Raw genomic sequence first — 25,932 nt, 5'->3', positions numbered from 1 at the left:
ATCAATATATTATGTATATCGACTCATTTAATATGATTACGTTTTACAGTATATAACAATATTTCATACGATTAAATTGTACTGCTTACTTTGAATAAATTTCTGGTTTAAGCGTTCCAATATATGGTAAATTTCTATAATTTTCAGCATAATCTAATCCGTAGCCAACTACGAATTCATCTGGAATTTTTTTACCTACATATTTTGCTTCGATATCTGCTTTACGGCGATTCGGTTTGTCTAACAATGTCACAATTTCTAGTGAATTGACTTTTCTTGATTCCAATAATTCAGTTATTGATTTTAATGTTGTCCCAGTTTCTAAAATATCTTCAATAATCAAAATGTCTTTCCCTTCTATTGAAGCGCTTAAGTCTTTAAGTATTTGTACTTCTCCTGTTGATTCAGTACCGCCATGATAACTAGAAACATCCATAAAATCGATAGCTAAATGCGTTCCAATATGTTTAATAAGGTCTGTCATAAACATTACTGAACCTTTCAAAATTCCTATACAAACAAGTGGTTTACCGGCATATGCTTCAGTAATCTTTGCACCCAAGTCTTTACAAATTTGTTCTATTTCTTCTTCATCTATTAATATTTCCTTTAAATCATCTCGCATAATTTCATTCCTCTCCCGTATTTCGTATAAAAATAGTATCTTTATATTCATTATTTAAATATAACGTACCTACAGCAATAATTGCTTCATCTGCATTAACTAAAATTGGTAATTGGTTACGTTCAGTTTGTATCACTTTATGATCAATCAGTAATCGACTTACTTTTTTGTGTCCTTTTATCCCATTTAGTTTGAATTTATCACCATTATTTCTAGTTCTAATAACTAACGGATAACCATCTTCCGGAAAATCATCTGTTATGCTTATACTATAATGACCATAATGATATAAACCTGGCTGCAAAATTTTAGTTGGCATAAGAAATTTATCATAATTTGCCATTATTATAAATTTATCATAAGCGATATAAATATTCCATTTATCCGTTGTATATATTGTGCATTGCGTAACTTTGCTTTCGAGTTGCTGAAACCAAGATTCATACATTTTTTCAGTCATTGGTGCTGTTATCTGTAATTTTGAAAATATTTTATCTAATATTATAATTTTAATATTATGATTCAAATTTGAAAATGCAACCCTTGGAATGACTATTTCATCTTTATCAGCATTTTCGTGAACATGAGTTTCTATAAAATGTAACGCATGGTCATGTAATTCTTGCAGTTGTATATCATGCCAATCTTTCAATTTTAGTAGCTGTTTTGTCGATAAATGTCGGTTGTCGTCAATGGCAGGTAAAATACGATTACGAATATCGTTTCTCACATAAAGATTTTCAGCATTGGTCTCGTCTTCATAATAAGGTACTTCATAACTTTGCTGATAGTTTCGAATGTCTGCTTTTGTTGTTTCTAACAATGGTTTACACAACATATAGGCACTTCGTGAAGTCAGATATGACATACCTAAACTACTTCTAGTTGAACGACCAGTCATCAATCGATAAAAGATAGTTTCAATTTGATCGTCTTGATGGTGAGCGGTTAATAAAACGTCTGCATCCAGCTCCACCATCATAGTATCAAACCACTGATATCGTTCATTTCTCGCAATATTTTCAATGCTATTCCCCTGTTCAATAACTTCTGATAAATCTAAATGATGCACGAACAATGGAATCTGATAAAACTCACAATATTTTCTTATAAATGTTTCTTCTTCTTGTGCAATATCACGAATATTATGATTCACATGTAAGCAAGTTAATTTTCTATACGATTGGGATAATGGATGAATTAAGTTGTGTAATAATACCATGCTATCAATCCCGGTTGAAACGGCTAACACAATGTGTTGTTCTTTTTTCCAACCATCAGCATTAACTTTTATCATAGCTTACCTCCTATGTCACAATACGAAAAATTTTTACATGCACCTTGTAATGTCTGTGAACAACAAAAAATAGACTGTTTCCTTAAGTAAGAAAACAGTCATTTATTGTCAAAGTCACACGTCGTTAAAATGATATTAAATGTTGTATTTGAGCAATTAATTTAAGTTCTCTTTGGAACAGTCTTATTTTATATATTTTAGCGTCTAGCGCCTTTTCCACCACGTCTAGATTCCGTTTGACGCTTAATAGAAGTCAATTTATCTTCACTATCTTTTAAGAAGTTTGTTAATTTCTTTTCAAAGTCCTCACCTTTAGGTTGAGTTTGTTTATGATTTGGTTTGTTTTGAGGTCTACGCGGACGATCTTTTGCTTTTTTGATTGACAAACTAATTTTTCCATCATCAGCAATTGATAGTACTTTAACTTCAACTTCATCACCAACAGATAAGTGATCTTCTACGTTTTCAACGTAGTTATCTGCAACTTCACTTATGTGAACTAAGCCACTCTTTCCTTCTGGAAGTTCGACGAAAGCGCCAAACTTTTTGATTCCAGTGACTTTACCTTTAAGCTTGTTTCCTACTTCGATTGACATATTATAAATAAATCCTCCCGATTCGTTTCGATTTTAACCCTATTATATGCCTGTTTGCATAAATTAACAATGGTATAATGATGCAAAAAATTAAATTCACTTATTTATCATCATTTTGCGCCTTAGATTTGGTGTCAGATTTATTTTCTCCGGGCAATTTGAAAATAACTTCCCCATCATTACTTAGATAGTAATCATCACGTGCAACTTTTTCAATATAATCTTTATCATTTAGATTATTTAATTGTTCTTTTAGTGCTAATTCTTCATCTTGTTGCTTTTGATACTTTTGTTCTTTTTGTTGGCGCTCGACTGCATCGTCATTGTTACTTTGTTTTTGAGTGACAAGCATGATGGATAAAATGATAATAATCAGTAGTAAAAGACCACCGAATAAAGTGATACGTTTACGAACAACACGCTTCCTCATTTGTTTGTGTTGCTTTTTTTTGTTTTCTGCTGAAGTATACGTATTGCCTATATTTTCAACTTTTTTATTCATTTGCTTGTCACCTCCCGTTCCTATATTTCACTTACTTTTTCTTCTTTAATGAGTTCATACATGCCCTTTGCATTTTCTTTTGTTGCATGTTCACTCAATCCCGTAACTTTGATTGTTACAACTTTTTGACCAAATCGGATAACAAGCTCATCCGATTCTTTTACATCGGTACCTGCTTTAGCAACTACACCGTTTACAGTAATACGTCCTTGATCACTGATCTCTTTAGCTAAAGTGCGACGTTTTACTAATCTTGACACTTTGAGATATTTGTCTAATCTCATCATTATTTTCCTCCTTGCTCTAAAATTCGTTTTAAAGCATTTTCATCTAACGACTTATTTTTTGTTTTATCATACAATGCTAAGAAGTGGTCTGCAAATACTTTCTCAAATTTCACTCGCTGTTCTTTACCTTCTTTAGACTTAGCATCGGACCAAATATTTTTCAAATCTTCTTCAGTTTCTGCTTTTGTGTCACCAAAAACATGTGGATGTCTGCGTATCATTTTTTCTGAAAGGCTTTGTATCACTTCGTTTATATCCATGTAACCTTCTTTTTTGCCAATACTTGCGTGTAATAATACTTGTAACAGGATATCTCCTAGTTCTTCTATCATATGCCAATCGTCTTCGTTATCTATAGCTTCAAACAATTCGAATGTCTCTTCCAGTAAATAGCGTTTTAACGTATGGTGTGTTTGAACCTTATCCCATGGGCAACCTTTTTCATCGTCTACAAGATGATCTATGATACCAACTGCATAGTCAAAATCACCAAAGTATGCTTCTTCGGTTTCCACTTTTGGAATAAATACACTTGTTATATTGTTAAAAACATCGTCGTAATGATCTATTTCATATAACGGTGTTTTGATTACATTGGCGTGATTATTGCTCGCACCATCTACGATATAAACAAGTTGGTCATCACTATAGCGTTCCATCAATGTCACTTTTAAATCACCTGCGACCATTGCACTATAGACTTGTGTGATAAGTGTGTGCGTACGCATATTCAACTTTTCTTTTTGAAGATCTGTTGCATCTAACATCGTAAAACCATCATTAGGGTCAACTTTTACCGCTTCAAAAATATCGTCTATAAAGCTCTTGCCGCCCAATATTTCAATTTCAATATCAGAATGTTGTTGAGCATACTGCTCTAAATACACAGTTGTCGTTTCAGCTACACGTGGATGCCCTGGTACAGTATATACAATATCATTGTCTCTTGCAGCATCAATCAACTTTGTCACAATAGCTTCATATACATTTTGAAAAGCGTCATGGCGTTTATATTCTTGATCAAAACTTTCCATGTCGATACCTTCCGAAGTTAAATCTTGGATAACTGGATGGTCAAAGGTACGTGTGTAAACGAGTGTTTGTTTTTTTAAAAATTTATAAATTCCTAAGGGTAAATCTTCTATACCATAATTCCCTAATCCAACAATTGTTATTTTATTTGTCATTAATGTTTCCCTCTTTTCATATGGAATAGTTTATCTCCAAAAGGCAGGTGTTTAAGTTCTCTAAAACTTAATAAATGCATGCGTACGATAGAAAAAATCACTACAATAACGCCGATAGTTGCTGCTACAGCTAATTCGACTAAGCCTTGCATTCTACCTTCTCCCGGAATAAGAAACATAACTATTTGTACTGTAATTGATAACAGCATCATTGTAATTACTAACTTAACAATGAACTTTTTCATTGTTTGAAAATGATACAGCTTTAAGACTTGATACTGTAAAATCCACACAAAGATGAACAGTGAAATCACAGTACTTACACTAGCACCGAAAATTGAAAATTGCGGTATTAAAACCATATTCAATATCGCTTTGACCACTACCCCAATACCAAATGCACACAAAATAATTTTAACGTGATTTTTCACTTGTAATAAAGCGATATCCATCATTATAAGAGAAACGCATATGACGGTAAGCATATAAACGGATAACGTACCGTTCAAACTATCGTTTTTAAAGAATACGCTATTCATTACAGGTAGCAAATTGATTAAACCTATTGCTGCTGCAACACTAAATAAAACTGTAATCTTTATAGATGCGTTAGCATAACGATTTACCAGTATATGTTGTTTTGTTTTTAATGCATCTGTTAGTAATGGGATAAGTACAAAACAGAACGTTGTCGTTACAATTAATCCCATCTGTATAAAAGACGCACCTCGATCATAAATACCTTTGAAAATAGTTGCTTCGTCAAAATCTAAACCAGTCATTTGAAGCGCATGTATTACTGTAAAGCTATCCACGACTTGCCATACAATAACAATTAATTGGCTTACCGCGAACACAACGATACCTAACGTTAACTTTTTCCAAGCCACTTCCACATTGGCATGTGCTTTAGATAGCTTAAAAGGTTTCCGCTGCATCAGAAACAAACTAGATGCGAAAAAGCCAATACCTGAACCAACAATCGCCAATGTACCTGCACGGTATATACTCCATGATTGACTCGTAAACATCACAATAGCAATCATGATAATGGCGACACGAATAAATTGTTCTATAACCTGGGAAATAGCGGGTATATTCATCTCATGATGCGCTTGATAATAGCCCCTATAAACACCAAGTATGCCAACAAATAAAAAGCTAACACTTGCCGCCCTTAACATAGGTGCTAAATTGACATCTCCCATAAGAAAGGCAACCCAGTGTGCACACATAAATAAAAGTGAGAAAAAGATAACACCAACAAATTGTAACCTTAATAACACGCGTGTATATTGATTGGGGTTCCCGTTTGCGTTGAAAGTTTGAGTGACCGCACTAGGAATAGCATTCATCGATAAAATAACGCCTAAAGCTACTATGGGATACACTTGTTGATAGGCATATAATCCGCCATCGCCCAGTAAATTTTGATAGGGGACACGGTATAATGCACTGAGTATTTTAACGATAATAAGCGCTATTGTTAGTACAACAACACCATTAAAAACACTTTTTGTATCAGATTTAACGTTCATCTGGTATAACCATACTTTCCTCTAAACATTTCACTAAGAATTTCAAACTGTCCAACCATACTTTATCTTTATTTAGCGTCACTTTCATTTTACCTTCTTGAACACCAACTTTCATTGCGCGTCCAAGTGGTTGTGTTTGTTTAAAGAGTGCTTCGCCATTGATGTCAGTAGTACCTTTTTCGGATAAATAAACCTCTATTTTTTTACCTACATCTTTAATAAGTGTTACACCTGCATTCAATGCATACACTTTAATTTCCATCATTTCAAGCAATCTTTCAACCTCAACAGGATAATCATTAAAACGGTCAATGAGTTCATCTTTAACATCCATCAATTGTGATTCCGTCTCAATTTTACGTAATTTTTTATAAATTTCTATCTTAGCCTGTTCATTTGGAATATATTCAGCTGGTAAATAAGCATCAATATTTAGTTCAATTTCAACTTCAGGCGCATCATGCTGTTCTTCTTTAATGCCTCGTTTTTCATTCACTGCTTCTTCTAACATTTGTGAGTATAAATCGAAACCTACAGAATCAATAAATCCATGTTGCTGTTTGCCTAAAAGGTTACCTGCACCTCGAATATTTAAATCTCGCATTGCAATCTTAAATCCAGAACCTAATTCAGTAAATTCTTTAATTGCTTGCAATCTTTCTTCTGCAGTCTCTGATAATACTTTGTTAGATGGATGTAAGAAATAAGCATAACCTATACGACTTGAACGTCCCACGCGCCCTCGTAATTGATATAATTGACTCAGTCCAAAATTATCAGCATCTTCGATAATTAAAGTATTCGCATTGGGAACGTCTACGCCAGTTTCAATAATCGTAGTCGTTACAAGAATATCAAATTCATGATTGATAAAGCTTAACATCGTTTCTTCCAAATCACGTTCATTCATTTGACCGTGGGCCACACCTATATTCGCTTCCGGCATTAACATTTGTAGCTGCTCTCTTTTTTCATAAATCGATTGTACTTTATTGTACAAGTAGAAAACTTGGCCCTCACGTGATAATTCTCTTTCTAACGCTTCTTTAATAAAATTCATATTTTGCTCTAATACATAGGTTTGCACAGGAAAACGATTTTCTGGTGGTGTTTCTATGACAGATAAATCACGCACGCCTAACATACTCATATGTAGCGTTCTCGGAATAGGTGTTGCAGTTAATGTTAACACATCAACATTTGTCTTAAGTGATTTAATCTTTTCTTTGTGTCTTACACCAAAACGTTGTTCCTCATCTACAATGAGTAGGCCCAAATCTTTATAATGAATATCCTTGCCTAATAATTTATGTGTACCCACAACGATATCAACATAGCCTGATTTTAGTCCTTCTTTCACTTCTTTCACTTCTTTAGTCGTTCTAAACCGACTAATAAGTTGAATTTCTATTGGAAAATCTTGCATACGTTCAATCAAAGTTTCATAGTGTTGTTGCGCTAAGATTGTGGTAGGCACGAGAAACGCTACCTGCTTACCTTCCATTACAGCTTTAAATGCCGCTCGTACCGCTACTTCTGTTTTTCCGTAACCTACATCACCACATAATAACCTGTCCATTGGACGTTCTACTTCCATATCTTGTTTAATCTCTTCAATGGATTTGCCTTGGTCTGGCGTTAACTCATAAGGGAAATCAATTTCAAAATCATTTTGTTGTGGGGTGTCTGGACCATATTTATAACCAACTGACATTTCTCTTTCTTTATATAATTCTATTAATTCATCGGCCATATCTTCAACATTTTGTTGAACTTTGGCTTTCGTTTTCTTCCATTCTGTGCCACCAAGTTTATTTAATCTAGGTGATTTATCTTCGGAAGCAACATACTTTTGTACTTGATCCATTTGATCTACGGGTACAAATAATTGATCAGTACCTTTGTATTGTAATTTTATATAATCTTTGTGTACGCCTCCAACTTCAAGCGTTTCGACACCTAAATATTTCCCTACACCATGGTGAACATGAACAACAAAATCTCCAACTTTCAAATCTTGATAGGATTTGATTTTTTCTGCATTTGTTAATTTCTTATGTTGCTTTACCTTTTTCTTTTGTTTAGATTTAAATAGTTCACGTTCTGTTACAACAACGAGATGCATATATGGCAATTCAAAACCTTCTGACAAACTGCCTTCAGTGATAATCGCACTACCACCATCACTTTGTGTGCTTGGTGTATCTATAAATGTTGGTATATGCATTTCATTTAACATTGATTGAATACGCTCTTTTTTCGCTTCAGTTTCTGCTAATACGACAATCGTATAGTCATTTTGAATAAATCGTTGAAATTCAGAACGCATGATATCATATTGACCATAAAATTGTTGTACCGGCTTACATGAAAATTTAATAATTTCATTGAGTTCTACCGGCATCGTTGCCGTAAATAAAGTAAAATACGTAACTGGATATCGATTTAATAGTGACTCAAAGCCGTCATATTGTAAGAAATTCTGTCCGATAAATCCTTTACCACTTTCAATTAAACTTTGCATAAATTCTTCAGCTTCAGAAATCAGTGTTGTTTCAGTTTCTTTAATTCTGTTATATTCATCCACTGCTACAATCGCATCAGACTTGAAGTAATCAATAATGGTTGCAGGTGCTTCATACATAAAAGCAGCGAGTCTGCGTAATACTTGATGATCAAATAAAGAAGATTCAAAAAGTTGAAAACTTTCATATGTTTCTTTCAAATCATTACGTACAGATTTATCTATTTTGGGACGTGTATACTCATATGCTTCTTTTAATTTTAGTTTAGTATGCTTCAATACATCATCTGTAATAATATAATCACTAGCTGTCGTAATATCTACTTGGTCTAAATTCTCTTCTGAACGTTGGGTTTCAACATCAAAGTTTCGGATTGAATCTACTTCTGTATCAAATAGTTCAATTCTTACAGGCATGCCTATTAAAGGATATATGTCAATAATCCCACCACGCAATGAGAATTCACCAATATGCGATACTACACTCTCTCTACGATATCCCATGTTTACAAGTTTGCTTAAAAATTCATCAATATCAATGTCGTCACCAATGGTAAGTGTGAGTTGATGCTCCCTCCACATTTCAACGGGTGTTAACCATTTTTTAAAACCATTTAACGGTACGATAAATAACCCTCTCTTTTCTTGAGCAAGTGCCGTCAAAGTACGTACACGTTCACTCATGAATTGGGGGCTTTGTGTGGAAAATTCTTCTGTCATAATATCTTGCATTGGATACTTATATATATCGTCAGTATCAACATATTGTTGTAAGTCGCTCTCTAGTTTGTCAGCTTGATACAAGTTGTTCGTTACTACAAGGAGTTGCTTTGAACTATGAATAAATTTTTCAGCTATAATTGTTGCCTTTGCCGAACTAGATAACCCAGTAACCAATACGTTGGCTTCACCAAATACTTCATTCAACTCTTGATAGCGTTTATCTTCTTTAATGTATTCTGTAATTATTGATTTCACTTGACCTCACCATTAAACTCATTCATCACACGGTCAAAACGAGAACTTTCAATATAAGCTTCTACTGCACGTGCTGAATGTTCTATTACGTTATTCATTGTTTCCATTTCTTGTTTTGAAAATTTTTGCAATACATAATCAACAATCGACATGCCGTTGGATGGACGATCAACACCAATACGAATACGTTTAAATTCGTCTGTACCTAAAGCTTGAATAATCGATTTCATACCATTATGACCGCCGGCACTGCCTTTTTGTCGTAATCGAATTTCCCCTTGAGGTAAATCCAAATCATCATATAGTACAAGTAAATCGTCTATATCAATATCATAATACTTCATCAGTGGACCTACAGCATCCCCAGATAAGTTCATCATCGTCATTGGTTCTATAAACATCACTTTCTCACCAGCCAAATGTTCAATTGTATAGGCACCTTTATACTTTTGTTTATCTAATTTAAATTGATTCTGTTCTAACATATAGTCAATCACTTCAAAACCAATATTATGTTTTGTCAGCTCAAAGCGTTTGCCGATATTGCCTAAACCTACAATACATTTCATTATGTTACCTCCAATTGTTGTATTCACTCAGAAACATTTATTATTTCGCAACACTCTATAGTTTCTTTTAAATTTTCATATCATTCACTATATTAACATAAAAAAACACCAGCTTAACGAATTAAGCATGGTGCTTTTTAAAATCATTTTTCTTATTGAAATCGCGTGTTTGAAAAAGGGATCGAAGAAATTACTCTTCTTCTTTTTCTTCTTCGTCGTCTTCTTTATCTTCACCAACAACTTCAGGCTCTTCAGTTTCTGATTCGCCTTCCATAGCTTCAATTTCTTCTTCAGTAGGTTCTTCAGTTGGAGGAACTACTGTTACTACAGACTCTTCAGGGTCATTTTCAATTGTGAAATCACCTGAAACTTTAATGTCTGCAACTGAATAGCTATCGTTAACATCTAATTCGCTGATGTCAATTTCGATAGATTCTGGGATATTATCCGGTGTTGCAGTTATTTCAAGGTCGAATAATGGTTGTTCAACAACGCCACCTTCTTTAGCTCCTACTGCTTCACCAGTAAGTTGAACTGGTACTTCAACTGTACGTTCTTCACTCATATTGATCGCTAAGAAGTCAATGTGAGTAATTTGGTTTTTAAGTGGATCGAATTGATAGTCTGAAACCATTACTTTAATTGTTTTAGAACCTACGCCTAATTCGATAACACCGTTACGTCCAACTTCACGAATCACTTTGATAAATTCTACTTCATCAACTTTTACTGAAGTATTTTTTGTACCATAACCATAGACGATTGCAGGTACTTTACCAATTTTTCTTAGTGTTTTAAGGTCTGAACGTGTTTGTTTACCTTGACGAATAATTGACTTTAATGAAGCCATATTATTTCCACCTTTCATTTTTTGTTCTTATTATCATAATAAGAACCCCTCACTTGCCCATCAACATAATGTTGCTTGCAAGTGTTTATTTAATCGTGAATTGAAATCACGAACGGAATAATTATACAACTATTGCATTAATTAGTCAAATAGTACACTAACAGATTCTCTTTCATATACGCGCACAATAGCTTGTGCTAATAAACCTGCAACTGACAATTCTTTAGTATTGGCTGGTTTACGATTTTCATCTAATTGAATTGAATTTGTAACGACTAGCTCTTTAATCGCTGAATTTTCAATACGTTCTTTAGCTGGGCCTGATAAGACAGGGTGCGTACAACATGCATAAACATCTTTAGCTCCTTTATCTTTGAGCGCTTGAGCTGCTAATGTAATCGTACCGGCTGTATCGATGATATCGTCGATTATTATCGCTGTGCGACCTTCAATTTCACCAACAATATTCATTACTTCAGCCACATTAGGTTTAGGACGTCGTTTATCTATGATTGCAATTGGTGTTTTAAGAATATCTGCAAGTTTACGTGCTCTCGTTACACCACCGTGGTCTGGAGAAACTACAACACATTCCTCTGGGTCAATGTCTGTATCATTTTGGAAGTATTCTGCTAAAATCGGAACACCCATCAAGTGATCTATTGGCATATTGAAGAACCCTTGGATTTGTGGTGCATGCAAATCTAAGGCAATCATGCGATCTGCGCCAGCAGTTTCGATTAAGTTTGCAACTAATTTTGCTGTGATTGGTTCACGGCTGCGCGCTTTTCTATCTTGACGTGCGTACCCATAGTATGGCACTACGATATTAATATTGGCTGCTGAAGCACGTTTACAAGCATCAATCATAATTAATAATTCCATTAAATGTAAGTTTACTGGATTAGAAGTAGGTTGAATAATAAATACGTCACAACCACGAATACTTTCTTCAATATTAATTTGAATTTCTCCATCGCTAAAACGTTTTACAGAACATTTTCCTAGCTCTATTCCAACATTATCTGCTACTTCTTGGGCTAAGGGCTCATTACCTTTTAAAGAGAATATTTTCAAAGCAGAATTCTTATACTCATTGTTTAACATTTATAGTCCTCCAATTAATTCATTCAATTAGTTTCGTTCATAGACAAAGTTATATTTATTTCATTAATCTACAAAATGTCGATTGAGGTCTTACTTAGATCTACATTATATTTATGTGATTAGAATCATAATCTAATCGTGTCTATTTTTTCAAATAACCTTCTTTAGTTGTTTGTCTCGCTCTTGCTAATGCTAAACTATCATGTGGCACGTTATCAGTAATGGTAGAACCTGCAGCTATAAATGATCTATCACCTAAAGTAACTGGTGCTACTAAGTTGGTATTACAACCGATAAATGAATCATTGCCGATGATTGTTTTTGATTTATGCTTACCATCATAGTTTACTGTGATAGAACCACAACCTACATTCGTACGTTCACCAATTTCTGCATCACCAATATAACTTAAATGCGGTAATTTAGCACCTGTTTTCACGACTGATTTCTTAACTTCTACAAAGTTTCCAACTTTAACATTTTCACCTAAGTCTGCCCCAGGACGTAATTGAGCAAACGGTCCAATTGTAGTATTGTCACCTACAACTGATTCGTTAATCACCGATTGGTTAATTGTAACGTTTGAACCTATTTTACTATTAAGAATTTCTGTGTTTTGGCCAACAATGGTATCTTCGCCAATTTCACAACTACCAGCTAATTTCACATTTGCTTCAATTGTAACATCCATGGCGATTTTTACATCTGCACCTATATATGTAGTAGCAGGATCGATAAGTGTTACACCGTTTCTCATATGGAAGTCATTGATACGTTTTCTATAAGCTGCCTCTGCCTCACTTAACATTAGACGATCGTTGACACCCATAATTTCTTCAAAATCATCTGTACGATATATTTCAACCGTTCCTTGTGCTTGTAAAATAAGAGATAAAACGTCAGGTAAATAATATTCAGCTTGGACATTATCATTTTTTACCAATTTCAATTTTTCAAAAAGTAATTTATTATCAAATGCAAAAATACCTGAGCTAATTTCATTGATTTGTTGTTCATCTGCTGTTGCATCTTTCTGCTCTACAATCTTAACTAAATGATCATTGCCATCTCTCACAATACGACCATAACCATATGGATTACTCGTCGTCGCTGATAAAACTGTTGCATCAGCTTGATTGCGCTCATGATGTTCTAATAATGATTTAAGTGTCTCTCCAGTTATTAATGGTGTATCACCACAAACCACTAATGTTGTACCTTGTTCGTCTTTCAAGTGCTCACTTGCCATTTCAACAGCATGTGCAGTACCGAGTTGTTCGTCTTGGAAACTATATAATGATGTATCTCCTAACGTTTCTTTCACGCTTTCTGCACCGTGGCCAACAATTGTCACAAGATTTTCTACTCCAGATTGTTTAACGTTATCAACGACATGTTCAATCATTGATTTGCCCGCAACCTCATGTAGTACTTTGTATTTCTTAGATTTCATACGTGTACCTTTTCCAGCTGCAAGTACTATTGCATGTCTTTGCATGTGTGTAACCCTCCATTAAATTATACACTTCTATATTATTATAATTTAACGCTAGTACCACTTTCAAGGCTCAAAACCCTAATGTTATACAATGGAAACAATTCAAGTTATTTTTTATCAACTTCACATATTCATAATTGTCATCTTTTACTGACACAAATCATCACAAAATGTTTGTCACAAACTGATTTCATACTTTGTGAAAAATTATATATTTTAGATGTCACACCGTTACTAATTTAAATGTCAGTTTTTCAATTATTAAAATAACTTGTAATTATTTAGAATAGTTTTCGATTTATTTGAAAACAAAAAAATATATTTTTGTCACCTTTTCATTATAATAATTTATTTCAATTCTTTATATTCTTATTTTTGAGTAAGACACAAAAAGACCAATCCGTTAGCATACGAATTGGTCTTTTTTATATTAAGATTGAGATCTATGTCCCAAGCGCTTTTTTAATTTGATTCATCTTTTATATTAAGCTTCATCATTTGTTTCTTCTGATGATTGAGCATTCTTATCAGGGATAACTTCATCCGTTTCGTCATAAACTTTCATAACCGCATCTTGAATTTCTTGTCTCATTTCTGAATTAATTGGATGCGCGATATCACGAAATTCACCATCTGGTGTTCTTTTACTTGGCATTGCGACGAATAGACCTGAGTTGCCTTCAATCACTCTTAAATCATGTACCACAAATGATTCATCTAGAGTTATTGAAACTAAAGCTTTCATTCTTCCATCTGTTTGTATTTTTCTAAGTCTTACATCTGTCACTTTCATGTAGTGAGCCCCCCTAGTATCTCTTTGTTAGAAGCTTAACAATTTCATCAAAAATTATAAATCCCTTAAATTACTTCACTTCTGCGATTACTTCAATTTCAACTTTTACATCTTTAGGTAATCTTGCGACTTCGACACAACTTCTTGCCGGTTGATGTTTCGCAAAATATTCACCATAAACTTCATTTATATTTTGAAATTCATTCATATCAGCAATGAATATTGTTGCTTTGATTACTGAATCTATATCCGATCCAGCTTCATCTAATACAACTTTTACATTTTCTAAGACTTGTTTCGTTTGTGCTTTCACATCATCACTAACAATTTCACCATCTAAATTTAATGGGATTTGTCCTGATGTAAACACAAGTCCGTTAATGACCGTTGCATGTGAGTATGGGCCCAATGCTTCCGGTGCTTTTGATGTGTTGACTACTTTCATGATGTTGATCCGCTCCTTTAAGTAAATTTAGTTAAACTGTTGCCATTTTCCACTTTAAATTCCTGATTGTATTCATCTACATCAGACAATCTAACTAAGGAAGTATAATCTTCAATTAATCTTTGCTTAACTTCTTTTGATTCTACTAATACGGATACCCCTTTAACATGTGCTTTAAACTCATTCATTAAATTCATTACACCGTTAATAGAACCACCTGCACGCATAAAATCATCCACAACGAGGACATTAGAGTTTTCTGGTAATGTACGTTTAGATAATACCATCGTTTCTATCTTTCTAGTAGAACCTGATACATAATTTATCGAAACCGTAGAGCCTTCGGTTACTTTATTATCTTTCCTTATCACTACCACTGGTAAATTCAATACATTAGCTACTGCATTGGCTAATGAGATACCTTTTGTAGCAATAGTTACAACCGCATCTAACTCTTGATCCATATAAAGCGTTGCAATTAATTTCCCCACCTTATTCAATAAAGTTGGGTTCCCCATTAAATCTGATAAGAATAAATAACCACCTGGTAACAGTCTATCTTTTTCTTGCAGAAGTTCGATAACCTCATCTACGACTTCACTTGCTTCTGCTTTACTCATCTGTGGCTTATATGTAACGCCACCACTAGCTCCAGCGGTCGTTATCACTGTGCCCAATTTTTCTTTTTGAAAAGTAGACTTAATAATTTGTACATCTTCACTGATGGATGATTTTGCTTGCTTAAATTTTTGTACAAAAAACGTTAAAGGTATTAATTTATTGGGGTTATTCATCAAGTATTGTGTCATAAAAACAATACGTTCACTTCTTTTATAGCGCATTTTCTTCATCCCTTCTCACTAACCTAATAGTTTTGCAATATAGACTTCATTACAACAACCATTGACTGCATTATATACATGCCTGGCTTGTCGTTCTTTTTGTGTTAATCCATATACGGTTGGACCACTCCCACTCATTACAGCACCATCTGCTCCATTTTCAAGCATATTTTCTTTAATTTTATAGATTTCTGAATACATTTCTCCAGAGATGGGTTCCAATCTGTTTGAAAGACTATTACATAATAATTCATAATTCCCTGTATCCAATGCTTCTTTACAAGTTTCAGTATAAACCTCATGTACTTGAGTTAAATCTAGCTTTTTAAAAATATCCGGGGAGGAAATGCCTATATCTGGCTTGGCAACAATAACCCATGCCGACGGCGGTTTGTTCATAAATCCAATTAACTCACCTTTTCCTCTACAAAAAGCAGTTTTCCCATATATACAAAAAGGAATATCCGTGCCTATTTGTATTCCTAACTCACATAGTTCTTCTAAAGGTCTATTTAACTTATATAGTCGATTCATTCCTCTCAATGTTGCAGCAGCGTCTGTCGATCCACCTGCAAGGCCAGCTGAAACTGGGATATCTTTATCTATCGTAATCGTCACACCTTGCTGTAAATTATAAGTTTCTTTCATTAACGCTGCTGCTTTGTAGGCCAAATTTTTATTATCGGAGGGAACATAACTTTGCTCTACGTCTACAACTATTTTTTTATCTTTTCTCAGTTCAAAAGATAAACGATCATTAAGATCAATCGTTGTCATAATCATTTCAACTTCATGAAAACCATCATCTCGTTTGAAGAGTGTGTCCAACGTTAAATTTATTTTTGCTGGCGCAGTCTCATAAATCATATTCCCACCCTCTTTCAATTCGATATGGTAATAAAATGATTTTAACATATTGTTATACTTGCGTTATTCTTTTTTTAAAATTTATAAGTTATTTATCCAATTTACCTTACTATGACTTAAATTAATCTGACATATAAAATAAGCGGTTAATTCCTTATTTTACATTAATATTTTGACGTATCAAAACTATATCTCTTTAATTCTGATGCGATTTATATTATTTCAAAAATAAAAAGGTATATTGATGATTATTCACCAACATACCTTTTTCTAATCAATCTCATATTAATGTCTTAAATAAAAATATGGTTGCTTTAACCAAAATTTCAATTTATATTACTGCTATTTAGTGTGCAATTGCTTCTTGATGATTATCATCTTCAAAAGAAACTTGTACGTTTTCTGTTAAAACGTCAGTGTATGTATATGATACACGCTCAAAATTATGAATATCTTGGTCTAGTTCAACAATAAAAACGGATGGGTACGTTTCTTTTAAAACACCGCTACGCTCAATTGTTTTTTTACGACCACCATTCGCTTTCAGTACAATACGGTTTCCTAATTGACAATCAAGTGAATTTTTGATGTCTCCAATAGATTTTGGCATATTGCTCCACCTCGCTACAAGTTGTATAATAACACATTTAGCGCGATTTTGTCAAATAAACATCAATTTTAGCAAGGTGAAACGCAGTTGTCAATCATTTAAAATGCTAATTCTGGGAAATTTTTCAATTCATTATATAATTTTGCAAATTCTTTTATAGAAAGTGTTTCTCCCCGTCTTTTAGGGTTAATGCCACTGGCTTCCAACCAATTCACAATGATTTCTTTATTTGCTTTTCCATCCACAAACAAACTTTGATAATTATTGTTAATGGTTTTTCTTCTTTGTCCGAATGCGGCTTTTGACATTTTGAAAAACTTATCTTCATCGTCTACATCGACAAGTGGTTGATCACGTTTCATTAACTTCACAACGATTGAATCTACGTTTGGTGGTGGTAAAAATACCGTTTTGGGCACAGTCAGCACTTTGCTCGTTTCTGTATAAAACTGTGCGACTATAGAAAGGGAGCCATAAGCTTTCGTGCCTACTTCGGCGTTTAATCGCTCACCAACTTCTTTTTGCATCATAACCACATAACCGTCAATCGGTAATTTTTGTTGCATTAAGTTTAATAAAATAGGTGTAGTTATATAATATGGTAAGTTAGCAACAACTAAAATTTGGTCACAATCTGCTAGTTCATGTGTCACATAATGCGCAATATCCGCTTTCAATATATCTTCATTAATTACTGTAACATTGTTATATGGTGCCATTGTTTCATTCAATACTGGTATTAAGCGTTGATCAATTTCAAAAGCAATCACTTTTTTTGCACTTTTAGCTAATTGTTCTGTCAATGATCCCATGCCCGGTCCTACTTCAATAACACCTGTACGTTCATCTATGTGACTGGCATCAATAATATTATGAATAATGTTGACATCGATTAAAAAGTTTTGTCCTAAACTTTTTTTGAAACTAAAACCATAATGATTTAAAAGTGCCTTTGTTCGCGATGGTGTGGCAATATCTTTCATATCCAATTATTTTTCACTTCCTTTATTATCTTTCAAGGCATTTCTAACATCTTCTTCTGTATAACCAAAAGCATTTAACTTGTTAAGTAGTTGTTTGCCGTTAGAATGACCGATATGAAGTTTTCTCCCTAAAATTTCTCTTTTTCTACGCGCATCTTTACCAATTATTAATCCAAGATCAATCAGAACTTCCTTACTGATACTTTCATGACCCTCTTCGAACGGTGTACTTACATAAATCAAAGCTTCTTTTATGTCTTCAATTTTCGCATGTTCGACACCTATTTTACCACGTTTACTCTTAGCTTTTTCTCGATCAATATAAGCGTGTTTAACCCCTGGAATATATTTTTTTATCGTATTACGAATTTTATCACCTGGGAAATCAGGGTCTGTTAGAACAATGACACCTCGAGTTTCATATGCTTGTGCAATCACATTTAAAGTTTTTTCGTCAATTGCACTACCATTTGTTTCAATTGTGTCGCAATCCACAGCGCTTTTGACCCGCTCTGTATCATCTCTGCCCTCTACTACAATAAATTCATTTATCTTCATTTATTGTGACACCTTTCGTTTTTACTTCATTTTAAAAAAATTAAAAAGGTATCGGCATAAATTATGGTTACTCTTAGTATTCACTAGACCAACTAAGCCATATTTCAGACCGATACCTTTAAAATAATATCTTTATGCTTTTAATTTAAACAACCGTTCAGCGTTCTCAGTTGTTTGACGACAAACGTCTTCATAGCTAACTTCACGTAACTCAGCAATTTGCTCAGCTACTAAAGTTACACGTGCTGGTTCATTTCGCTTCCCTCTATAAGGATGTGGCGATAGGAACGGTGCATCTGTTTCAACTAATAATCTATCAAATGGTACATGTTTAGCAACTTCTTTAGGCTGTTTTGCATTTTTAAATGTAACAGGGCCTCCTAATGATACATAGAAATTCAATTTATTAATGACATCGTCAGCAATCTCAGGAGAAGCACTAAAACTATGCATAATACCGCCGATTTCTTCTGCATGCTCTTCTTTTAAAATATCCACACAGTCTTGTGTTGCCTCTCTATTATGAATAATAATTGGTAGATTCACACGCTTAGCTAGTGCAATTTGTTTTCTAAAAAGGGCTTGTTGGACATCTTTTGGAGACTTATCCCAATGATAATCTAAGCCAGTTTCACCAATTCCAATAACTTTAGGATGTGCTGCCAACTTTTCTATCCATGCCAATCTTTCTTCTGTGCAATCAATAGCATCTACAGGGTGCCATCCAATAATACCGTATATAAAGTCATATTGATCAATTAACTCCATTGTACGTTCAACAGTTGGTGTATCAAAACCTACTACAAACATACGATCTACGCCATTATCTCTTGCACGCTCAATAACCGCTTCTAAATCTTCATCGTATTGTTCTGCATTTAAATGAACATGTGTATCGATTAGCATATTAAATCGCTCCCTTTATCTATGATTACTTAATTACTGCACCATTTGGAATTGCATTCGGAAGACTTACCAATGTAAGTACACCATCTTTTTCAGCAGATAAAATCATACCTTCTGATTTTCGTCCCATTAATTTAGCTGGCTTCAAGTTGGTAACTACCGCAACTTTTTTGCCGATAATATCTTCGGGTTGATAGAACTTGGCAATACCTGAAACAATTTGACGTTGTTCATTATCTAAATCAACTTGGATTTTTAATAATTTGTCAGATTTTTTTACATTCTCAGCATCAATAATCGTTGCTGCTTTGATTTCTACTTTATCAAAATCTTTGATATCAATTTGTGATTTACTAGGTACTTCTGCTTTCGCTTCTTCCACCTTATCTGGTTGCATAGATTGCTTAATATATTCTATTTCAGCATCACTTTCTAAGCGTGGGAAAATAGGTTGTGGCTTACTACTTACCATAATTGGCTCGGTTAATACACCATATTGTTTAATACTGCTAAATTCATATAATTCAGGTGAATTGATATTTAGCTGTTCAAAAATTTGTCTTGGTGCATTTGTTAAGAATGGTCTTAATAACACTGCAATGATACGAATATTTTCTACTAAATGAGCCATAACATTGCCGAGCATTTCTTTCTGGTTTTCATCTTTCGCTAGAATCCAAGGCGTGGTTTCATCAATATATTTATTCGTTCTACTTATAAATTTCCATATTGTTGAAAGCGCTACTGAGAATTGTAAATTATCCATATTTTCATGGAATGTTTTCACAGTATCAAGCGCCAATTGTTCCATTTCTTCATCGAGTTCGTGCTTAGGACCTTCATAAGCTGGTAGTTCGCCATTAAAGTATTTATTAACCATTGAAATAGTACGGTTAACTAGGTTACCTAAATCATTCGCCAAATCATAATTTGTGCGTTCTACGAATCCTTCTGGCGTAAATACACCATCAGAACCAAATGGTAACTCACGCATTAAATAATAGCGTGTTGCATCTAAGCCATAACGATCAATCAACACATTAGGATCTACTACGTTTCCTTTTGATTTACTCATCTTGCCATCTTTCATTAAAATCCATCCATGAGCAAAGACCTTTTTAGGTAATGGAATGTCTAAAGCCATCAATAAAATCGGCCAAATGATAGAATGGAATCTAACAATTTCTTTCGCCATAATATGAATGTCTGCAGGCCAATATTTTTTAAACAAGCTATCATCATCTGATAAGTAGCCAAGTGATGAAATATAGTTTACTAGCGCATCAATCCATACATAAACCACATGTTTCGGATTCGATTGAACATGGATTCCCCAATCGAACGATGTACGAGATACTGCTAAATCTTCTAATCCTGGTTTGATGAAATTATTAATCATCTCATTTTTACGAGATGGTGGTTGAATAAAATCAGGATTTTCATCATAAAATTCTAATAAGCGATCAGTATATTTAGATAAATTAAAGAAATAGCTTTCTTCTTTTACCAATTCTACTTCGTGTCCAGAATCAGGGCTTTTACCTCCGACAATTGCACCGTTCTCATATACAGGATCAACAAGTTGTGTTTCAGTATAATACGTTTCATCCGGTACAGAATACCAACCCTCGTATTCACCAAGATATATGTCACCTTGCGCCAATAAGCGTTCAAATATTTGTTGTACAACTTTTTTGTGACGTGCTTCTGTTGTACGAATAAAGTCATCATTGGATATCTCTAATTTTTTCCATAACGCTTTGATGCCTGAAATCATTTCATCTAAATAATCCAATTCTGATTTCCCTGCTTTTTGCGCTTTTTCTTGTATTTTTTGACCATGTTCATCCGTTCCTGTTAAATATCGAACATCATACCCTTGCATTCTTTTATAACGTGCGATGACATCACCAGCTGTAGTTGTATATGCATGACCGATATGTAAATTCCCACTCGGATAATATATAGGTGTAGTGATATAAAATGTTTCTTTCGCCATCAATGTTCCTCCTCGTTTCTCTCACTTTAAATATATCTAAATTTATTTTTATTTTCAATGAAGCAGATAAGTGTTCATTTTATATTTATTAATCATTTTAATACGTTTGATGTAGTATAAAATTAAGTATTTGTCCCTCGTCTATTTCCACTCATTTTACAACACGATAAATAATCTCTATCTTATCTACATTACCATAAATCAAGCTTGTTATGGGAATTTTTCACTTGATTTTATTGATAAAATTTCAAAAAATCTATTCTTCTATTTTCTTTTTAACGCTGAGATTTGTTAGCCTAATTTTATACATTGTGATATATATCATATACTTCACTTGTCTTCATTTGTCTTTCTTCAGCAACTTGTTTAATCGCTGCTTTAGGTTTCATATTTTTATTAATGTAGTGCTCAACGTGTTCATGTATCGACATATCTTCAAACCAAGACGTATCTTCTACTGCAATGTCCCCTTCAATGATGATGACAAATTCACCTTTTGTAAGTATGTCGCCTTCATCTAGTTTCATTAGTAATTTTTCAACTTTGTCCGTGATAATTTCTTCGAATTTTTTTGTTAATTCCCTACCTATTGACACATTTCGTTGCGCATCTATTTTATAAATTGCCTTTAATGTATCTTTAACACGGTGCGGTGATTCATAAATAATCAATGTACTATCTTGAAACATGCGTTGTTCTAACAAATCATATTTTGCCTTTTCTTTCCTTGGTAAAAATCCAAGAAATGTGTATGTAAATGAAGGTAATCCACTTGCCATTAATGCAGTCAAGCCAGCATTTGGTCCCGGTACGGTCTCAACTCTGATTCCATTATTTCTTGCAGCTACAACAAGTTCGTATCCAGGATCACTTATCAAAGGTAGCCCAGCATCTGACACTAACGCAATATCAATCCCTTCCTGTAATTGTTGGATTAAATATTCTGTCTGCTGCGCTTTATTATGGTCGTGATAGGATTTCAACGGTGCATGTATATCATAATGTGCACAAAGCTTTTTTGTCACTCGTGTATCTTCACATGCAATCAAGTCTACTGTACGTAATATATCAACTGCTCTATATGTAATATCAGCTAAATTTCCAATCGGTGTGCCTACTAAATACAATGTCGCCATACTTCTACCCCTCACTTATCAACTGTAATTTTTTCTCTCTGGTAAATGTTTTGATTTCATATTCCCGCTTCAAAGCTTCTGATTTAGTATTAAACATTTCTTGATAAACTAACTCTACCGGCCGTCTTATTTTAGTATATTTAGCACCTTGACCGCTATTATGTTTTGCTATTCTTTGTTCTATATCTTTTGCATAACCTGTATATAAACTTCCATCTTTACATCTAACGATATATATATAATGCTTATCCATAATAGATTTCTCTCATTTCTTCTGAATATGTTCCATCTTCATTATAAATATAGAATGGTTGCTGTATGTCTAACCCTTGGTTACCACCTTTTCGTCCTTCAACTACAATTGTTTGCGCTACTTTACCCGGCTTACTATAAATAAAATAAAGCTTTTTAGGTTCTAAGCGATAATGTCTCATACTGCTTAAGACATCCATAAGACGGTCAGCACGATGCACAATTAAAAATCTTCCGCCTTCTTTCAATAAGTGTCTTGCCTCAAAACAACAATCATCCAATGTACACATTATCTCATGTCTAGCTATTTTATGTGCATCTTTTTGATGTTGAAATTGTTGATTGACTTTAAAATAAGGCGGATTGCATGTAACAAGACTATACTGTGCTGGTTTAAACGTATGATGTGCTTGCTTCAAATCCATATGATACATATGAATTCTATCGGTTAGATGATTATGAACAATACTTCTTTTCGCCATGTGCACTAATTGTTCTTGTATTTCGATACCTTCAATAAACTGATTACCTTTATGAGATAACAGTAAAGGAATAACGCCATTACCGGAACATAAATCCATAATAACGTCCTTTTTCTTTATTTTTGTAAAATGTGCGAGTAACAAAGCATCCGTTGAAAATGAAAAGACATCATCATTTTGTATAATTTCTAATTTCTCTTTTAGTAAAAAATCATACCTTTCGTTTTGCAATAACATTTTTGTAACCTCCAAAAAAGAGGATGAGCCTACGATGCTTCGCTAATGAAGCCTATCGCTTTTCTCATCCTCAACTCCATATTGTTTATTTGTATGAAAAACATTGATACTATTCACTTAGTACTTCAAGACAAAACAAACAGTCGTCGCCTTTTCTATGTTTACCAAATAGCTCTCCATTGCATATATGAAAACCTTCTTTATATAACATCGCTAAATTATCTTTACTACGTAATGGGCGTTTAGGTTGATCTTTTTTATCATTTTCTATTTTCTTAGTTTTTTCTTCTTTATCTATTAATGTTTTTAAATTCTCATTTTCGATTTGTAAGGCGACATTTTCTTCAATTAATTCTACTGTAAGATTTTTTAAATTTAACATGTCACGATTAATTTGATTAATGTTTTCCTCTAAATGAGCTAGATTTTCAAATATGTCGCTTCGATTCAATGTTGTCACGGCCTCCTACTTTAATGTTTCTAATTCTTCCATTTTATATTCTAATGGTTGCTCAAGACCCTCTACTTTAACTTGCATAGAGATATCTAAAATATTCAAGCCCACAACTTTACCATTACCTTCTGGTGTTTCAATGACATCTCCAACATCTGGTAACTGAGCTCTCGCTTCTTCATAATAATCATTTTCATATTTTAAACAGCACATAAGACGGCCACAAGCACCAGAAATCTTTGAAGGATTTAGCGATAAATTCTGATCTTTAGCCATCTTTATCGAAACTGGTTCAAAATCCCCTAAAAAAGTAGAGCAACATTACGAGCGACCACAAGGTCCAATGCCCCCTAATAATTTCGCTTCATCTCTAACACCAATTTGTCTTAATTCTATTCTTGTTCTCAGCTTTTGAGCTAAAACCTTCACTAACTTTCTAAAATCTACACGCTCATCTGATGTAAAATTAAAAATAACTTTCGATTTATCTAAAGTAAATTCACAATTCACTAGGCGCATATCTAAATCCTGTTGTTGAATGATATCTTTGCACAAATTCAAAGCATCTTTAGCATCATATTCATTTTGTTCATATTGCATAATATCTTTTTCAGTAGCCTTACGAACAATCTGTTTTAATGGCAACGATACATCTTCGTCAGCTACATTTAATGGTTCATACTTCACTCGTCCAACTTCTAATCCTCGCTTTGATTCGACCACAACCCAGTCGCCCAAGCCTAAGTCAAAATTTTGTGGTGCGTAATATTCCATTTTGCCTGAGTGTTGAAAGTGTATGCCTACTACATTTTGCATAATTATTTCACCCCTTTTATAACGATTTGTTCAAATACTAATGTTGGATTTACATTTTGATTTAATTTTTTATGTGCTTCTGTTAACTGATCAAACATTAAAACAATCTGATTATATGATAAATTTTGTGCGTATTGTTTAATTTCAACCTGTAAATCTTGGAATATCATTGCTTCTTCTAATCCTACTTTAGCATGCATAATATCTTCAAAGAAACTGTTAACTGCTGCCAACGATAATAACTGTAAACGTCTGTTTTTAGCTTGTTTTAATAAATCGACAACTGCTATTAATGCCATTGAACGGTTTTTTAATATTAACTGACACCATTTGATGATACTTTTGCGCAAAGCCATTAAATCTGAGTCTTCGTTTAACGCAACTGCAGTCTCTATCTGTGTTGTATAGGCACTTAACAATTCCGCAACAGGTCGAGTGATTTCTCGCTCAACTAATCTATCTATAAAATTCAATTTATTAATAGGTTTAAAATAAACATGTTGGCATCTTGAGTGTATCGTATCTAAAATTTGCTCTGGTTTTGTAGTTAATAAAATGGCAATGGTATTATCTGGAGGCTCTTCAAGAAATTTTAGTATACTATTTTCACCTTGAATGGTTAATTTTTCAAAGGATTCTATAATATAGACTTTATAATTTCCTTCAATAGGTAATTGATTCATATGATGCACTAATTGCTCTATTTGATCTTTTTTTATGGTTGTTTCCTCAGAAGACACATACATAAAATCTGGATGATTAAATGTTTCTACTTTTAACTGACATTGATCCTCTCCACCACATAAAATCATTTTAGAAAAATCAATCGCAACTTGTTGCATTGTCTGTCCATCGTCACCTTCAAATAAATATGCATGCGATAATTTATTAGATTGATATGCTTTTGTCAGTCTTTCTAGTTCATCCATGTTAATGTTGCTCCTTTATATAAAAAGGCTGCTAATACATAGTGCCTTTACGAATTACATTTAGC

The 25,932-nt window shown here is 33.6% G+C and carries 26 protein-coding genes and 1 pseudogene; all 27 read right to left on the bottom strand.

The window, feature by feature from the left end:
• Window positions 1–85: 85 nt before the first annotated feature.
• Entirely contained in the window at window positions 86–625 is a 540-nt protein-coding gene (gene hpt, locus MUA21_RS00975; RefSeq protein ID WP_046206548.1) for a hypoxanthine phosphoribosyltransferase, read from the bottom strand.
• Window positions 626–629: 4 nt separating this feature from the next.
• A complete protein-coding gene (tilS, locus tag MUA21_RS00970; RefSeq protein WP_164987241.1) occupies window positions 630–1,922 on the bottom strand; it encodes a tRNA lysidine(34) synthetase TilS in 1,293 nt (430 codons plus the stop codon).
• Between the two features lie 197 nt (window positions 1,923–2,119).
• Entirely contained in the window at window positions 2,120–2,518 is a 399-nt protein-coding gene (locus tag MUA21_RS00965) for a S1 domain-containing RNA-binding protein (protein ID WP_046206549.1), read from the bottom strand.
• Window positions 2,519–2,618: 100 nt separating this feature from the next.
• Window positions 2,619–3,020: an FtsB family cell division protein gene (locus MUA21_RS00960; protein ID WP_046206550.1), complete on the bottom strand. Its 402-nt coding sequence runs from the start codon at window positions 3,018–3,020 to the stop codon at window positions 2,619–2,621.
• 20 nt (window positions 3,021–3,040) lie between these two features.
• Window positions 3,041–3,304 carry an RNA-binding S4 domain-containing protein gene (locus tag MUA21_RS00955; protein WP_046206575.1) on the bottom strand — a complete coding sequence of 88 codons (264 nt, stop codon included), beginning with the start codon at window positions 3,302–3,304 and terminating at the stop codon, window positions 3,041–3,043.
• A 2-nt stretch (window positions 3,305–3,306) separates the two neighbouring features.
• On the bottom strand, window positions 3,307–4,494 hold the full coding sequence (locus MUA21_RS00950; RefSeq protein WP_107526242.1) for a MazG nucleotide pyrophosphohydrolase domain-containing protein: 1,188 nt from the start codon (window positions 4,492–4,494) through the stop codon (window positions 3,307–3,309).
• Window positions 4,494–6,032, bottom strand: coding sequence for a polysaccharide biosynthesis protein (locus tag MUA21_RS00945; protein WP_107526243.1), 1,539 nt, complete (start codon window positions 6,030–6,032; stop codon window positions 4,494–4,496). Before MUA21_RS00945 ends, MUA21_RS00950 begins: the two co-directional genes overlap by 1 nt.
• Window positions 6,022–9,534, bottom strand: a complete 3,513-nt coding sequence (mfd, locus tag MUA21_RS00940; RefSeq protein WP_262561616.1) for a transcription-repair coupling factor — start codon at window positions 9,532–9,534, stop codon at window positions 6,022–6,024. Before mfd ends, MUA21_RS00945 begins: the two co-directional genes overlap by 11 nt.
• A complete protein-coding gene (pth, locus tag MUA21_RS00935; RefSeq protein ID WP_046206554.1) occupies window positions 9,531–10,103 on the bottom strand; it encodes an aminoacyl-tRNA hydrolase in 573 nt (190 codons plus the stop codon). The genes mfd and pth overlap by 4 nt, the downstream gene beginning before the upstream one ends.
• A gap of 190 nt (window positions 10,104–10,293) precedes the next feature.
• Window positions 10,294–10,953 carry a 50S ribosomal protein L25/general stress protein Ctc gene (locus MUA21_RS00930; RefSeq protein WP_107526245.1) on the bottom strand — a complete coding sequence of 220 codons (660 nt, stop codon included), beginning with the start codon at window positions 10,951–10,953 and terminating at the stop codon, window positions 10,294–10,296.
• Between the two features lie 141 nt (window positions 10,954–11,094).
• Window positions 11,095–12,060, bottom strand: a complete 966-nt coding sequence (locus tag MUA21_RS00925) for a ribose-phosphate diphosphokinase (protein WP_046206556.1) — start codon at window positions 12,058–12,060, stop codon at window positions 11,095–11,097.
• Window positions 12,061–12,202: 142 nt separating this feature from the next.
• Window positions 12,203–13,558: a bifunctional UDP-N-acetylglucosamine diphosphorylase/glucosamine-1-phosphate N-acetyltransferase GlmU gene (gene glmU / locus MUA21_RS00920; RefSeq protein ID WP_262561615.1), complete on the bottom strand. Its 1,356-nt coding sequence runs from the start codon at window positions 13,556–13,558 to the stop codon at window positions 12,203–12,205.
• 484 nt (window positions 13,559–14,042) lie between these two features.
• Complete coding sequence (spoVG, locus tag MUA21_RS00915; RefSeq protein ID WP_019467718.1) at window positions 14,043–14,351, bottom strand: septation regulator SpoVG; 309 nt, start codon at window positions 14,349–14,351, stop codon at window positions 14,043–14,045.
• A 70-nt stretch (window positions 14,352–14,421) separates the two neighbouring features.
• A complete protein-coding gene (locus tag MUA21_RS00910) occupies window positions 14,422–14,796 on the bottom strand; it encodes a RidA family protein (protein WP_046206558.1) in 375 nt (124 codons plus the stop codon).
• 17 nt (window positions 14,797–14,813) lie between these two features.
• The gene (gene purR / locus MUA21_RS00905) at window positions 14,814–15,638 is read right to left on the bottom strand and encodes a pur operon repressor (RefSeq protein WP_046206559.1); all 825 of its coding nucleotides are present in this window, start codon (window positions 15,636–15,638) and stop codon (window positions 14,814–14,816) included.
• 18 nt (window positions 15,639–15,656) lie between these two features.
• Window positions 15,657–16,505: a 4-(cytidine 5'-diphospho)-2-C-methyl-D-erythritol kinase gene (gene ispE / locus MUA21_RS00900; RefSeq protein WP_262561613.1), complete on the bottom strand. Its 849-nt coding sequence runs from the start codon at window positions 16,503–16,505 to the stop codon at window positions 15,657–15,659.
• Between the two features lie 346 nt (window positions 16,506–16,851).
• Window positions 16,852–17,115 carry a biofilm formation stimulator Veg gene (gene veg, locus MUA21_RS00895; protein WP_019467722.1) on the bottom strand — a complete coding sequence of 88 codons (264 nt, stop codon included), beginning with the start codon at window positions 17,113–17,115 and terminating at the stop codon, window positions 16,852–16,854.
• 98 nt (window positions 17,116–17,213) lie between these two features.
• Window positions 17,214–18,098: a 16S rRNA (adenine(1518)-N(6)/adenine(1519)-N(6))-dimethyltransferase RsmA gene (gene rsmA / locus MUA21_RS00890; RefSeq protein WP_169926878.1), complete on the bottom strand. Its 885-nt coding sequence runs from the start codon at window positions 18,096–18,098 to the stop codon at window positions 17,214–17,216.
• 6 nt (window positions 18,099–18,104) lie between these two features.
• Window positions 18,105–18,656: a ribonuclease M5 gene (rnmV, locus tag MUA21_RS00885; RefSeq protein WP_046206562.1), complete on the bottom strand. Its 552-nt coding sequence runs from the start codon at window positions 18,654–18,656 to the stop codon at window positions 18,105–18,107.
• A 132-nt stretch (window positions 18,657–18,788) separates the two neighbouring features.
• A complete protein-coding gene (locus MUA21_RS00880; protein ID WP_046206563.1) occupies window positions 18,789–19,562 on the bottom strand; it encodes a TatD family hydrolase in 774 nt (257 codons plus the stop codon).
• A 25-nt stretch (window positions 19,563–19,587) separates the two neighbouring features.
• Window positions 19,588–21,561 carry a methionine--tRNA ligase gene (gene metG / locus MUA21_RS00875; protein WP_262561612.1) on the bottom strand — a complete coding sequence of 658 codons (1,974 nt, stop codon included), beginning with the start codon at window positions 21,559–21,561 and terminating at the stop codon, window positions 19,588–19,590.
• A 302-nt stretch (window positions 21,562–21,863) separates the two neighbouring features.
• Window positions 21,864–22,697: a 16S rRNA (cytidine(1402)-2'-O)-methyltransferase gene (gene rsmI, locus MUA21_RS00870; protein ID WP_070039624.1), complete on the bottom strand. Its 834-nt coding sequence runs from the start codon at window positions 22,695–22,697 to the stop codon at window positions 21,864–21,866.
• A gap of 4 nt (window positions 22,698–22,701) precedes the next feature.
• Window positions 22,702–22,950, bottom strand: coding sequence for a GIY-YIG nuclease family protein (locus MUA21_RS00865; RefSeq protein WP_046206566.1), 249 nt, complete (start codon window positions 22,948–22,950; stop codon window positions 22,702–22,704).
• Entirely contained in the window at window positions 22,943–23,668 is a 726-nt protein-coding gene (locus MUA21_RS00860) for a tRNA1(Val) (adenine(37)-N6)-methyltransferase (protein ID WP_262561611.1), read from the bottom strand. The genes MUA21_RS00865 and MUA21_RS00860 overlap by 8 nt, the downstream gene beginning before the upstream one ends.
• A 109-nt stretch (window positions 23,669–23,777) precedes the next feature.
• A complete protein-coding gene (gene yabA, locus MUA21_RS00855) occupies window positions 23,778–24,119 on the bottom strand; it encodes a DNA replication initiation control protein YabA (protein ID WP_107526251.1) in 342 nt (113 codons plus the stop codon).
• A 15-nt stretch (window positions 24,120–24,134) separates the two neighbouring features.
• Window positions 24,135–24,938: pseudogene (locus MUA21_RS00850) on the bottom strand (PSP1 domain-containing protein).
• 2 nt (window positions 24,939–24,940) lie between these two features.
• Window positions 24,941–25,867: a DNA polymerase III delta subunit-related protein gene (locus MUA21_RS00845; protein WP_073346265.1), complete on the bottom strand. Its 927-nt coding sequence runs from the start codon at window positions 25,865–25,867 to the stop codon at window positions 24,941–24,943.
• Window positions 25,868–25,932: the final 65 nt, after the last annotated feature.

The sequence above is a fragment of the Staphylococcus ureilyticus genome (genome assembly GCF_025558845.1).
GTDB classification, from domain to species: Bacteria; Bacillota; Bacilli; order Staphylococcales; family Staphylococcaceae; genus Staphylococcus; species Staphylococcus ureilyticus.
This window is presented reverse-complemented; position numbering and strand designations above follow the sequence as displayed.

Excerpts from the sequence above, each read along its gene's own strand:
- hpt (WP_046206548.1), bottom strand. The coding sequence starts at position 625 with ATGCGAGATGATTTAAAGGAAATATTAATAGATGAAGAAGAAATAGAA.
- tilS (WP_164987241.1), bottom strand. The coding sequence starts at position 1,922 with ATGATAAAAGTTAATGCTGATGGTTGGAAAAAAGAACAACACATTGTG.
- MUA21_RS00965 (WP_046206549.1), bottom strand. The coding sequence starts at position 2,518 with ATGTCAATCGAAGTAGGAAACAAGCTTAAAGGTAAAGTCACTGGAATC.
- MUA21_RS00960 (WP_046206550.1), bottom strand. The coding sequence starts at position 3,020 with ATGAATAAAAAAGTTGAAAATATAGGCAATACGTATACTTCAGCAGAA.
- MUA21_RS00955 (WP_046206575.1), bottom strand. The coding sequence starts at position 3,304 with ATGAGATTAGACAAATATCTCAAAGTGTCAAGATTAGTAAAACGTCGC.
- MUA21_RS00950 (WP_107526242.1), bottom strand. The coding sequence starts at position 4,494 with ATGACAAATAAAATAACAATTGTTGGATTAGGGAATTATGGTATAGAA.
- MUA21_RS00945 (WP_107526243.1), bottom strand. The coding sequence starts at position 6,032 with ATGAACGTTAAATCTGATACAAAAAGTGTTTTTAATGGTGTTGTTGTA.
- pth (WP_046206554.1), bottom strand. The coding sequence starts at position 10,103 with ATGAAATGTATTGTAGGTTTAGGCAATATCGGCAAACGCTTTGAGCTG.
- MUA21_RS00930 (WP_107526245.1), bottom strand. The coding sequence starts at position 10,953 with ATGGCTTCATTAAAGTCAATTATTCGTCAAGGTAAACAAACACGTTCA.
- MUA21_RS00925 (WP_046206556.1), bottom strand. The coding sequence starts at position 12,060 with ATGTTAAACAATGAGTATAAGAATTCTGCTTTGAAAATATTCTCTTTA.
- glmU (WP_262561615.1), bottom strand. The coding sequence starts at position 13,558 with ATGCAAAGACATGCAATAGTACTTGCAGCTGGAAAAGGTACACGTATG.
- spoVG (WP_019467718.1), bottom strand. The coding sequence starts at position 14,351 with ATGAAAGTGACAGATGTAAGACTTAGAAAAATACAAACAGATGGAAGA.
- MUA21_RS00910 (WP_046206558.1), bottom strand. The coding sequence starts at position 14,796 with ATGAAAGTAGTCAACACATCAAAAGCACCGGAAGCATTGGGCCCATAC.
- purR (WP_046206559.1), bottom strand. The coding sequence starts at position 15,638 with ATGCGCTATAAAAGAAGTGAACGTATTGTTTTTATGACACAATACTTG.
- ispE (WP_262561613.1), bottom strand. The coding sequence starts at position 16,505 with ATGATTTATGAGACTGCGCCAGCAAAAATAAATTTAACGTTGGACACA.
- veg (WP_019467722.1), bottom strand. The coding sequence starts at position 17,115 with ATGCCAAAATCTATTGGAGACATCAAAAATTCACTTGATTGTCAATTA.
- rsmA (WP_169926878.1), bottom strand. The coding sequence starts at position 18,098 with ATGAAAGATATTGCCACACCATCGCGAACAAAGGCACTTTTAAATCAT.
- rnmV (WP_046206562.1), bottom strand. The coding sequence starts at position 18,656 with ATGAAGATAAATGAATTTATTGTAGTAGAGGGCAGAGATGATACAGAG.
- MUA21_RS00880 (WP_046206563.1), bottom strand. The coding sequence starts at position 19,562 with ATGCTAATCGATACACATGTTCATTTAAATGCAGAACAATACGATGAA.
- metG (WP_262561612.1), bottom strand. The coding sequence starts at position 21,561 with ATGGCGAAAGAAACATTTTATATCACTACACCTATATATTATCCGAGT.
- rsmI (WP_070039624.1), bottom strand. The coding sequence starts at position 22,697 with ATGGCGACATTGTATTTAGTAGGCACACCGATTGGAAATTTAGCTGAT.
- MUA21_RS00865 (WP_046206566.1), bottom strand. The coding sequence starts at position 22,950 with ATGGATAAGCATTATATATATATCGTTAGATGTAAAGATGGAAGTTTA.
- MUA21_RS00860 (WP_262561611.1), bottom strand. The coding sequence starts at position 23,668 with ATGTTATTGCAAAACGAAAGGTATGATTTTTTACTAAAAGAGAAATTA.
- MUA21_RS00845 (WP_073346265.1), bottom strand. The coding sequence starts at position 25,867 with ATGGATGAACTAGAAAGACTGACAAAAGCATATCAATCTAATAAATTA.